Raw genomic sequence first — 13,245 nt, 5'->3', positions numbered from 1 at the left:
GTCGGCGTAAGGTGAATTTTCATTAAATCCTTTAATGGAGCCAAAAATGAGGCGAGGATTTAATTCTTGGATGTGTTCCCAAGTAAAGCCCATATGGTCGATGGCGCCGGGATGAAAGTTTTCGACTAAGATATCGGCTTGTTTAATAAGACGTTCCATAACTTCTTTACCTTCAGGCGTTTTGGTATTGAGTTCAACGGAGCGTTTATTGCTATTCAGCATGGTGAAATAAAGAGCATCAACATCAGGAATATCTCTTAATTGATTTCGAGTGACATCGCCAACACCTGGGCGTTCGATTTTAATTACATCAGCGCCAAACCATGCCAGCATTTGAGTACAGGATGGTCCAGATTGAACGCCTGTGAAATCAAGAACTTTAATACCTTGTAAAGGAAGATCCATAGGTTACCTCATCATTTCTATTTTAGATTCGTATTATGTTTAACGTATATTAAGTACCGTGTAATCACGGGTTGCTTTTATACGAAATGTAATCATTTAATGATATGTAAGACGTAGTTAGTACTTAATGAATACTCTAATAAATACCCACACATCTTGTATTTTAATAGATGCAATTTGTCTCCTTTAAATTTCGCAATTTAGCTTGTAATCCTTAAAGTTACAGGAGAATAAGCACTATATGTTTAAAGTGATATAAATTTTGTGGAATTTCTTTATTTATATTCAATATGTTTTCAGTTGAGAATTCAATACTATATAGGTTTTAACTACAGCTGAAGTTATATATCTGGCCATATGGCAATATTCCGTTTTGTATTTTTAGATTAAGACCATTTTTTGTTTAACTCAAGGGATAATTGATAATAATTAACCTGTATCAAATTAATTATATTTTTTTTGCTTTTCTCTGGCTTATTTGTAAGTAAATGTTAGGTTGTGTGTTTGAATGAAACCATTTTCATTTAAATTTCATCCATAACTGATTGTCTTTAAATGATTATCTGTAATTGAATTATTTTATTTTTTATTTTTGGTTATAAACGTCATTGTAATCAAAATGAAAAAAAAGTTATTTTTCTTAGGTTCTGGGTTGAATTTGAAACAAGTTAGTACTCAATCTAAATTAAAATTTATATTTTAAAACTGTAATTTTTCGAATAAGGACCATTCGTATAAAGACTGATGGTTGGAGTTAATAACGTCTAATTATCCATAAAATGAAAATAAACAAGTCAGAAAGTGTCTCTATAAAGCTTTAAGTAAATTAATAATTTGGGAGCTATGGGGAATTTTCTATAATTAAAAAATCAGTCAAATTGATCGTATTCATCTTTGGAGTGCAGTGTTCAATATTAATTAAATCGATGTAAATGGATCTCGGTGTCGTGCTGCAAGACTTTCATTAAATAATCGAGGCTTTAGTGGTAATCGAATGATTGAGGATGTTTTTATAAACTGAAAATATACCCATCACTTTCTTATTGATGTAATTGATAGCGATACCAGCCATCAGAGATGCTTGTAGCATGTTTATGGTTTAAAGAGCATTGATAGTCGTACAAGCGTTTAGGGATGTTAAACAATGCTACATAGCATAGAGAGAACGGTGGCTGATATTGTCACTATGAAATCACTCAGATTAGTTGGAGAGAAAGCATAGTTTCTTGCACTATCGGCTCCAATTATTTGTTATGCAGACAGCTCCTTCTGCGAGCTTACATGAAAAAGCTCTGGGGATATTGAAAACGGTTGTCCTAAATGTGTTGCGATTGGGAACCGTCATATGGAGAAATGTAGTTCTGTGAAAAATATATCGTGATTTTTAAATTTTAAGAAGGTGCTTCGCTCACAGAGAAAAAATTAGCTATAAAAGGTGTGATGTAGTTACAAAATAAGTAGTCCTTATTTGAAGTATGGCAGCATAGTTCTTAAAATAGGAATAAGTCATCTAGGATTGATTAGGAATAATTCCTAGGTAAATGTTATTATAATAAAGATAATTCTTAAAATAACATCAATAATTAGATTTAGGTTATATCCAATAAGATAACTGATGAAATATAGGTTCAATTATGAGCAGAGTTAAATATTAAAAACATCAAATCAATAAAAAGATCTATTTAAATATTTAAAGCTAAATATATACTCGTACCGCGAGTATATTGAGGTAATTAATTATAAAATCGGATTTAGATACATCAATTCAATTGTTACTTATTATTAACAATAGTTGTTATCCATAAAGTGAGTAAGGATTTCCGATGGATTAATAATCTAACAATATATATATTTATAGTATTTTATGTTTATTTTATGTTTTTTTATGGTTTTTATACATATACACCATATGGGTTAGAAAAATATTCATTTTCTTAACATGTTTATTTTTTCTTTAAAAACAATCGGTTGAATTTTAATTGATAGAATAACGACTAAAATTGATAGCAATTCTAGCCATTGGTATTTTTAGAGGCGTAAAATTGACGCATATCAAGTTTGAAAGATATAATGATGAAGTTTTCACCATGTAATAAATAATTTTTATCTACACTGAGTGGATAGAATTAAGGCATAAAATAATAATAAACTTTCTATTTTTACGCTGAATTTTCATTGAAATTCGGCTTTAGTTTTATTCGTTTTTATTTCAATATTATTCCCCGAAATACATAGTTGGGGAAGTGTAATCTACATAATTTAAACACCATTAGCATTGATAGGAATATTATGAAAAAGATATATGGCGTTGTAATGCTATTATGCATTGCAGCATTGACTGGCTGTATGCGTAATACAGGGCTGCATGGTTATAATAACGAATCTTGGAAGAATAAGAACATTCTTAAAGAGAGTAATGAGATAGATAATAATAAGTCTCAAATCTCTTTCTATAGAGTAGATAATCAAGTTGAAGGTAAAACAATTAATATATTTGTGAATAAACAGTACCTAACTTCTTTAGAACCCAATGCATCTAAACAAATTAAAGTGTGCTCAGGAAATAACAATTTAACTGCACATAAAACTGATGTTACAGAACGTTATAATACGAAATTAAATGAAGAAGATAATAACATACTCGAAGCTGGAAAATCTTACTCATACTTAGTGACTGAAACCGATGGTAAGGTATCGCTAAAGCTAATGACAGAAAAAGAAGTTAATGATTTTAAAGGGAAAGTAAGTACGCAGGTTCACACGCTTCCTCGTGTAAATGTGTCCACAGAGTGCCAATAAAAAAACACCCTTAAACTAAATTTAATTCAATAAATAATTGTCTTATATGAGGCAATGGATAACTATGTCTACTAAAAAAATATCAATTAAAGTTAATAATAGTAAAGAAACTATTGAGCAATATTCTGTTACCGGTGGGGAAAACGGTGCGGGTAAATTAAAGCAGCCATTGCATATTAATGCACAAAAAGATGTAAACTATTTATTAGTTGATGAAGAAACTCAGTTTGCACCAGAAAACATTGCAGTCAAACGTGTTGATAAAAACCTCGTTATCGCTTTTGAAGGCGGTGATGTAGAGAATCCAGACTTAATTATTGAAAACTACTTCGCAGATAACGGTGCTATTGGTTATCAAGATGGAAGTTCTAACCTCATTATTGGCCAGTATGAAAATGGTCAATATTTCCCTTATGTTCCTGAAAGTGCTGTAAAAGCAGATGCAATTAGCCAGTTAGCGGATGGCCAAGCGGCTGGGCAAGCGATCGGCGGTGATGCATTACCTCCAATTTGGGCATTTAATCCATGGTGGCTGGCAGCACTGGTTCCTCTTATTGGTATTCCTGCTGTCGCTATTAGCGGCGGAGGCGGAGGCGGTGGTCATTCCAAAGTTGTTGACCATGCGCCTATTGCTGGTGATGATTCCGCACATGCAAAACATAATACCCCAGTAGCTATCCATGTTACGGCTAATGACAGTGATGTTGATGGCGACTTAAACCCGAATTCTATCCGTATTGTCAAAGAGGGTTCTAAAGGAACTGTGGCTATCGGTAAAGATGGGAAGATCATTTATACGCCTAATAAAGGCGAATACGGTGTTGATACCGTTACTTACGTAGTAAAAGATAAAGCGGGTCACGAATCTAACGTAGCAACGATTACTATCAACATTGATGCGGCGCCAGAAGCAAAAGATGATACTGCAGCAACCAAAGAATCTAAGCCTGTCACCATTGATATGGAAAACAACTACTCCGATAAAGACGGCGATGTTGACCATAGCTCTTTAGAGATTAGAACCAATGGTGGCAAAGGTTTTGCGAGGTTTGTTAATGGCAAGTTAGTGTACCAGCCGAATAAAGGTGAAGTGGGTACAGACACCATCACTTATACCGTGACAGATAAAAATGGAAACGTCTCTGAAGATGCGACTATCACTATCAACATCGATGCTCCGCCAGTGGCAAACGACGACTCAGCCAAAGCCAACAAAGCAACGCCAGTTGAATTAGATGTTTTAGTCAATGATACCGATCTCGATGGCGATATTGACCCAACGACATTAGAAGTGGTGGGTGAGCCAACCAAAGGCACTGTAAAAGTGGTTGATGGCAAGCTGGTGTACACCGCGAACCCAGAAGCAACAGGCCAAGATACCATTACGTATTTGGTTAAAGATAAAAATGGCAACGTGTCCAACAAAGCGACGGTGACCATTGATATCACTGAACCGCCAGTAGCGAATAAAGATGAAGCGGAAACTCGTCACAATACGCCGGTTGAAATCGATATCACAGCCAACGACACCGATCGTGATGGTGATTTAGATAAAAGCAGCGTAGTGATCACCCATCCGGGCACCAAAGGCACAGTGACTATTGGTGAAAATGGCAAGCTGACTTACACCCCAAATCCGGGTGAGCACGGCACTGATACCATCACGTATCAAATCAAAGATAAAGCGGGCAACATCTCTAACGAAGCGACGATCACGGTTAAAATCGATGCCGCGCCAGTAGCGACGAATGATAAAACGGATACACGCCACAATACCCCAGTAGAAATTGATATTACGGTGAACGATACCGACACAGACGGCGATCTGGATAAAAACAGTGTGCTGATCACCCAGCCGGGAAGTAAAGGCACAGTGACCATCGGTGAAGATGGCAAGTTGACGTATACCCCAAATAAAGGTGAGCACGGCACGGATACCATCACGTATCAAATCAAAGATAAAAACGGCAACGTGTCAAACACTGCGACCGTGACGGTGGTGATTGATGCACCGCCGGTAGCAAACGACGACTTAGCCAAAGCCAACAAAGCAACGCCAGTTGAATTAGATGTTTTAGTCAATGATACCGATCTCGACGGCGATATTGACCCAACGACATTAGAAGTAGTGGGTGAGCCAACCAAAGGCACTGTAAAAGTGGTTGATGGCAAGCTGGTGTACACCGCGAACACAGATGAAACAGGCCAAGATACCATCACATATTTGGTGAAAGACAAAAACGGCAACGTTTCGAACAAAGCGACGGTGACCATTGATATCACTGAACCGCCAGTAGCGAATAAAGATGAAGCAGAAACTCGCCACAATACGCCGGTTGATATTGATATCACGGTAAACGACACTGACCTCGATGGTGATTTAGATAAAAACAGCGTGGTGATCACCAATCCAGGCACCAAAGGCACCGTGACTATTGGTGAAAATGGCAAGCTGACCTACACCCCAAATAAGGGTGAGCATGGCACTGATACGATCAAATACACCATTAAAGACAGCGCCGGCAATGTGTCGAACGAAGCCATCGTAACCATTGAAATCGATGCACCTCCAGTGGCCACTGATGATACTGCCAAAGCCAACAAAGCAACGCCAGTTGAATTAGATGTTTTAGTCAATGATACCGATCTCGACGGCGATATTGACCCAACGACATTAGAAGTGGTGGGTGAGCCAACCAAAGGCAGCGTAAAAGTGGTTGATGGTAAGCTGGTGTACACCGCGAACCCAGAGGCAACAGGCCAAGATACCATCACATATTTGGTGAAAGACAAAAACGGCAACGTTTCGAACAAAGCGACGGTGACCGTCGTGATCAACGAACCGCCGGTAGCTGAAGCGGATAATGCACGGGCAAACAAGTCGGTACCAACCACCATCGACGTGTTAGGCAATGACTTTGAACCGGATTTGGACGATGAAATTGACCCAACCACTCTGAGTATCGTCGATAAACCAGCGCAAGGTACTGTGAGTATTGTGAACGGTAAACTGGTGTACACCCCGAATGCGGATGCCAAGGGTACGGACACCATCACTTATACGGTGAAAGACAAGCAGGGCAATATCTCCAACACGGCGACGGTGACCATCGCAATCAATGAACCACCGGTTGCTGGTGATGATCATGGTCAAACTAAGCAAGGTGTTCCAACAGTTATTGATGTGTTGAACAATGACAAAGACCCAGATGGGGAGCTGGATAAATCAACCCTGCATATCGAAAAAAATGGTAGCAAAGGTACCGCGACATTTGATGCAGATGGCAAACTGATTTACACGCCAAAACCAGGTGCAATAGGGCAAGACACGATTACTTATACCGTGAAAGATAATGACGGTAAGGTTTCAAACATAGCAACTGTGACGATTGATATCGCACCAACGCAGACAACTCCAACAGAAGTCTTTGAAAAAGGTCTCAGAACTGATGGTACTGCTGGCTCATCGGCTATCGTTGCGGATGGTGTTGTCATTCTCGCCAACCCTGATGATAAGTCAGTTGCGGAGCAAGACATTCAAATTACGAAACCAACAACGGAGTTAACATCCGGTGGTAAACCTATCACTTGGGAAAGTACCGACAATGGTTTCGTTGGTAAAGACGCGGGCGGTAATGAAGTTATTACGCTGACAACCAATAGCTCTACTGAAAATGGTCAGACAAAAGTCGGCTATGAAGTGACTCTGAAAGGTTTGGTTGACCATCCAGTAGGTAAAGAATCACTGAAAGTTGAATTTGGTGTGAAAAATGGCAACGATGAAGTAAAAACTGAAATCGTGGTCCATGATGATAAGCCAGAAGCTGCGAATGTTGGGTTATCAGTAGAGCCGCCATCGGAGAATACATTCTACGCTAACCTGATAATTTCATTAGATCTATCCAGTAGTATGGGTAAGGATGACAGTGGTATTCAAAATAGCAATTCATCAGGAATGAAAACACGATATGATGCTGCGTTAGACTCAATTGATAGCCTGTTAAACAGTTATGAAGAACGTTTAAATAGTGCTGATGCGGGAGAAGTTCGCGTTAGTATCAATGGTTTTGCTAAAAAAGCATCAGCGATTGGCGCTGAAGTTGGCTATCCGATGGATCAGCCTTATTGGTGCACCATTGCTGAAGCAAGAAAAATTGTTGAGGGATTACGTGGTTATGAAGCGCTACGCCCAGACTGGGGTGTTATCGGTGTAGATACTAACTATGATGCGGCATTGCAGCAGGTGATTAGTATTTTCCAAAAAACATCCAGTAGTGGCATGGAACCTATTGATGCTAAAAATATTGATGGGAAGTTAGATAACACATTATTTGTGATTACTGATGGTATCCCGAACTTTGGTAACCAAGACTATACCCAGCAAAAAGGGGCAGGTGCAGGTATAGATCCAACATCCCCTGAAGGTTATGTTCCTGGTAGTCCTACCTCGGATATTGGTGAAGATAATTGGAAGTCCTTCTTAACGGAAAAGGGTATTCGTTCAGTAGCGATTGGTATTGGTCAAGATATGCTCAAAAGTTCCAATGGTAAAACAGGGGAAGAGTTTATTAAGCCAATCGCTTTTGATGGTCAAAAAGGTGAAAACAACGACGCTAACGACGTTATCGTCCTGAAAGATATGAGCTCTTTAGGCAATATCTTGAGCAAATATGTTCCTAACGAAAACACTATTGAAAGTAACTTCGCAGAAGGTAGCGACGGTAAAACAACCTTAAGCTTTGGTGCTGATGGTAAGTCGTCAATTAGCATTGATGTTGATGGTGTGACTTACACCTATGACGCCAACAAGGGCACAATTACTTCTAATGGTACAGATAAGAGTAAATGGGCTGATTTCGGTGAGGGTGAGGTCGCAATTAAAACTGATGCCGGTGGGTTGCTATCCATTTCTTTAGGTGACAAAAACTTCGGTCATTTAACTTATCGTCCGGGGGCGACTCGTCCTACTGGCATGACGGAAGAAAAATTCACGTTAACGCTGACAGACAAAGATGGCACGAGCTCTAAGCCAACCATCACTGTTGACATCAGCAAGCTCAAAGAGTCGGGTAATACTGGCTTAAATGACACTGACCTGACAGCGCTAAAACTGTTCTCGCCGGAAAGTGCCATGGAGCTGCATGGAGTAGACACCGATGTCAATGCAACATCCAGTCACTCAACAGGGTTCATGAATTCATCATTAGATGCATTACAAGAAACCCAACACGCTATGATTTAAAACCTTAAGAGAGGGTTACCAATTAGGTAGCCCTCCCTATTTCAATGTCGTCAACACCAGTTTCTCTTACTTTGTGTCCATTTTATGAAATTAATTATTAACAGCATTTTAGTGGCTTTAGTCGTTAAAATGTTATCGATCACTGCCATTGCAGATGTTGTTGAATTAAAAAATTTATTAAAAGATTCCTTAGATAATGCCCCTGAAGTCCAAGAGGCTTATGCCAATTATCAAGCAGCACAAAGCAATGTAAAAGCCGCAGAATCAGGGCACTATCCTGTTGTGAGTTTGATGGGAACCCAGCCACTGGCTCAGCAACATAAATATGAAAGTAACTCTATGGAGTCGGGATTCCATCTCGGCACTAAAGCCACCATGAATATCTATGCGTGGGGCGGGATTGAAGCGGGTGTCGACCGTGAACAATCCAAACAAAGTTACTATGAAAACCAATATTATCTTTCTCAGGAAGATATCAGCGTTCGTATTAGCCAACTCTATTTGTTGGTTTTACGTCATAAAGAAACCCTCGATGTGATTGATGAAAACCTGGTTCGTCACCATCAGGTTTTAAAGCAATTAACCACTATCGTTCAGCATGACCCAGGTCGTATGAGTGAATTAACTCAAGTTAAAGCGCGCACCTTAAAAGTTGAAATGAGCCGTGCAGAAACAGAACGAAACCTTTATTTAGCGCTAAGCCAATTGTCTATTTTGACTCAAAAAGAGTTAACTGTAGATCAGTTTGCCGACCCATTTAGAGAAACCACCAGCGGTGCGATTCTGGCAAAGTTTCAAGAAGATAACCTAGAAAATAATCCAAGTTATAAAGCTCAGGTCGCAGATGCTAATAGCCTTGATGCAGATGTTAAAGTTGCCAGCGCCATGAGAAAACCCGCATTGAATTTGGAAGTGAATGCAACGCCAGATAACAGCGAAGTTTTTTTACGCGTCTCCTGGAATATTTTTGATCAAGCCAGTTACTACAGCCAAGCACAAAAAGAGTATGCGTTGTCAGCGGCGAATGAGCGAATTAAAAAAACGTTTCGTGAAATCAAAGAGATGAGTCAGTCTGCCGCCATTAATATGGCGCAGAGCGAAAAGCAAGGCAGTATCGCAAAAGAGTATATTGCAGAACAAAAAGTCGTGGTCAGTAACTATGAAAAACAGTTCACCATCAACCGTCGTACATTGATCGACCTGCTAGACGCTTATAACGAGCTCGCCAATATACAAACCAGCGCGGTGATCCTGCAAAACGACTTCAGAGACGCGACACTCAATTATCTCAGCGTGCAGGCAAAAATGTCTGCGTGGATGAACCAAGAATTAGCATCTAAATAAAATTATGAATATTATTAATAATATATCGTTAGTCACCAAACGTTTGGGTTATACACTTTCACCTGAAATTTTATTATCACAAACCAAACGAACTGAGAGTAAATCTCTCGATTATGCCTCTTTAGTTAATGTGCTGGATTCCCATCAGTTTGATAATCAAATCATCGAAATCGACCTGCAAAAAATCCCAACCATTGCCGCCCCTTTTATGCTGTTACTGAATAACAATGAATCGGTGGTGATTAGCAAAATTGAAGAGAGTCAACAGGGCCGCCGTTTTGAAATTTTAACGGAAGAGGGTTTACGTCAAACTCTAAGCCTGCAAGAACTTATCGCAAACTATTCAGGTTATAGCTGGTTTATCAAGCGTAATATCAAATCAGAAACTCGTTCTGAGATTGATAAATATGAAAAAAGTGGTTTTTGGAAGATTATTTGGCGATATAAAAAATACTATTACCAAGTGATTATTGCCTCATTCGTCATCAACGTATTAGCGCTGATTAGCTCATTATATGTCATGAACGTCTATGACCGCGTGATCCCAAACCAAGCCTATGAAACCCTATGGGTGCTGTCAATCGGCGTGGTATTGGCGATCTGTTTTGAATTTTTAGCCAAAATGTTGCGCTCTTACCTGCTGGATATTGCAGGAAAAAAAGCGGATATCGTAATCAGTGCAATGCTATTTCATCGGGTGATGGGGATCCGTTTAGATAAGCGCCCAGCCTCATCCGGATCGTATGCAAATAATTTACGCGACTTCGAATCTATTCGTGAATTTATGACCAGTGCCAGCTTATTGGCTCTGGTCGACTTGCCCTTTATTTTATTATTCATTGGTGTGATCAGTGTGATTGGTGGTGCTCTAGCATTGGTTCCATTGACCATCATTCCGATTGTGGTGATCGCGGGGATCTTGATCCAAAAACCACTAGCTCAAGGCATCAACGCATCCATGAAAGAAACTTCACAACGCCAAGGTTTAGCGGTGGAAGCAATTGAAGGCATTGAAACATTAAAACTGAATAACGCAGTGAATTGGGCTCAACAGCGCTGGGAAATGCTAACGGAAAAAACCGCATTCTCATCAATTAAAGTGCGTAACTTAACCAACTTTATGGTGAATTTTAGTGCTGCAATGCAGCAATTAAATACGGTAGGTTTAGTGTTTGTCGGAACCTACTTGATCCATGCGGCTGATGTGAACTCACGTATCACCATGGGGGCATTGATTGCCAGTGTGATCTTATCCGGTCGTGCATTAGCACCACTGGGGCAGATAGCGGGCTTAGCGACGCGATTTCAATCTGCGCGCATGGCATTGGCTGGTGTCAGAAATATTTTTAGTCGCCCAATCGAACGTGAAGATCACAAGAAATATATTGCGCCAACTGCTGTGCAAGGGGCATTGAAATTGGCGAACGTCACTTATCAATATAATAAAGATAGTCAGCCAGCCCTGAACAACATTAATTTGACGATTCAGGCGGGGGAGAAAGTGGCGATCCTCGGTAAAATCGGTGGCGGTAAAAGTACCCTGTTGAAATTATTAACCGGACTGTATGAACAGCAGCAAGGAAATATCAGTTTAGATGATCTCGATATTCGTCAAATTGATCCGATTTTTCTGAGAAGCAAAGTTGCACTGTTAACTCAAAAGCCACGTTTATTTTTCGGTACCTTGCGTGAAAACTTAGATTTAGCACGTCTCGATGGTTACTCCAGCGATGACGATTTAATTCAAGCATTAAAACGTTTTCATCTCGACAAGATTATTCGTCAGCATCCGGCGGGGTTGGATATGCCATTAGGGGAAGATGGCTTAGGATTGTCTGGTGGGCAAAAACAGATGGTTGCTCTTGCTCAGCTAACCTTACATCACCCAAAAGTTGTTTTACTGGATGAGCCAACGACAGGTATCGATATTGATACAGAGAAAGTGGTACTGAAAGCGCTGGAAGCGTGGACTCAAGATAAAACACTGATCGTGGTTACCCATAAGCTCCCAATTTTAAGCCTAGTCGACCGTATTATTGTTATGGATGAAGGTAAAATTTTATTAGATGGTCCAAAGCAAACGGTATTAAAAGCATTAGGGCAGACGGAAATCCCAAGAGAAACCATTGCGACGGATAAGCCTGTTGTTCAGTCAGCTCCGCAAGTTCGCGTGGTCTCTCAAGTTAGGCATGTTATTAAGAAAGAAGAGGAGGTTTAAGATGGATGACAACGGTAAAGTACCTAAACAGCAGAAAACCTTCTCAAGCGATTTTTCTCATGATCTCGCTTCAGTGATGAAAAAAGAGCGTAGTAATTTATTGTTTCTGCCCATTATTTTTCTCGCTTTATTACTGACTATTTTTATTGTTTGGGCTTACAACAGCAATTTAGAAGAAATCATTCGTGGGCAAGGGACGATTATCCCAAGCAGTCGCGAACAGGTCATTCAAAGCATTGATCCGGGCAATATCCAAGAGATGTATGTTAAAGAAGGGGATATTGTCGATAAAGGCCAGATTTTACTGAAACTGGATGATGCAAGAAGCATGGCGATACTACGAGAAAGCCAAGCTAGAGTACAAAATTTAGAAGCTATTTCAGCGCGTTTACATGGGGAATCTCATAATGAAGCGCCGGATTTTTCTAAAATTGCCGATCAAGAGCTGGTTGAGCGTGAAACCAATGCATATAACGCGAAGAAAACCCAGCGTGACCAAGCCATTTCAGGATTGCGTCAGAGCAAAGCACTACTGGATAGAGAAATTAGTATTACTAAGCCGTTAGCAAAAGAAGGATTGGTTTCAAACGTAGAAATTTTGCGAATGGAAAGACAGTCTGTAGAGTTATCGACTCAGATAAATGAGCGCATGAATAGCTACCTTGCAGAAGCGAATGCGGAGCTAGTGAAAGTTGAATCGGAGCTGGATCAAGCGGAAGAAAACATGCTAATGCGTGAAGACCCAGTGACGCGTTCTGAAATTCGAGCTCCAGTACATGGTATTGTCAAAAATATCAAAATCAACACACTAGGCGGTGTTGTGAATACGGGACAGGACATTCTGGAGATCATTCCTCTGGATGATAAGTTAATGGTTGAAGCCTATATTCGTCCTCAAGATGTGGCTTTTTTAAGACCAGGAATGCCGGTAGTGGTGAAAGTAACCGCTTACGATTATGCGATTTATGGCGGCTTAAACGGGGTAGTGAAACTGATCAGCCCAGATACGTTGAGCAATGATACTCGTCGTAGCGAATTGAAGTTAAATCCGGATGAAACTTTCTACCGAATTATTGTGGAAACGGATACCAATTATCTGTTAGATAAAAATAACCACAAGATGGAAATTATTCCCGGAATGGTGGCTTCAGTGGATATTAAAACGGGTGAAAAAAGTGTGTTTGATTACTTGATTAAACCGATCACTCGAATGAAGCAGGCGATGACTGAACGTTAA

The 13,245-nt window shown here is 39.8% G+C and carries 6 protein-coding genes; 5 read left to right on the top strand and 1 reads right to left on the bottom strand.

What is annotated here, in order from left to right; genetic code table 11:
• Positions 1–405: CoA transferase (locus PR761_RS07565; protein WP_272519345.1), on the bottom strand; the 405-nt coding region annotated here is incomplete at its 3' end.
• A gap of 2,289 nt (positions 406–2,694) precedes the next feature.
• On the opposite strand from PR761_RS07565, the gene PR761_RS07560 reads away from it, so the two are divergent.
• The 5 genes from PR761_RS07560 (at position 2,695) to PR761_RS07540 (ending at position 13,245) form a co-directional block, all read left to right on the top strand.
• Positions 2,695–3,204, top strand: a complete 510-nt coding sequence (locus tag PR761_RS07560; protein ID WP_006815727.1) for a hypothetical protein — start codon at positions 2,695–2,697, stop codon at positions 3,202–3,204.
• Between the two features lie 64 nt (positions 3,205–3,268).
• Positions 3,269–8,446: an Ig-like domain-containing protein gene (locus tag PR761_RS07555; RefSeq protein ID WP_272519344.1), complete on the top strand. Its 5,178-nt coding sequence runs from the start codon at positions 3,269–3,271 to the stop codon at positions 8,444–8,446.
• An 84-nt stretch (positions 8,447–8,530) separates the two neighbouring features.
• On the top strand, positions 8,531–9,790 hold the full coding sequence (locus tag PR761_RS07550) for a TolC family protein (RefSeq protein ID WP_126436408.1): 1,260 nt from the start codon (positions 8,531–8,533) through the stop codon (positions 9,788–9,790).
• 4 nt (positions 9,791–9,794) lie between these two features.
• A complete protein-coding gene (locus PR761_RS07545; RefSeq protein ID WP_006815724.1) occupies positions 9,795–12,008 on the top strand; it encodes a type I secretion system permease/ATPase in 2,214 nt (737 codons plus the stop codon).
• A gap of 1 nt (position 12,009) precedes the next feature.
• The gene (locus tag PR761_RS07540) at positions 12,010–13,245 is read left to right on the top strand and encodes an HlyD family efflux transporter periplasmic adaptor subunit (RefSeq protein ID WP_154611250.1); all 1,236 of its coding nucleotides are present in this window, start codon (positions 12,010–12,012) and stop codon (positions 13,243–13,245) included.

Origin of the sequence: Providencia sp. PROV210 (genome assembly GCF_028479445.1) — a bacterium.
Lineage (GTDB): Bacteria > Pseudomonadota > Gammaproteobacteria > Enterobacterales > Enterobacteriaceae > Providencia > Providencia rustigianii.
This window is presented reverse-complemented; position numbering and strand designations above follow the sequence as displayed.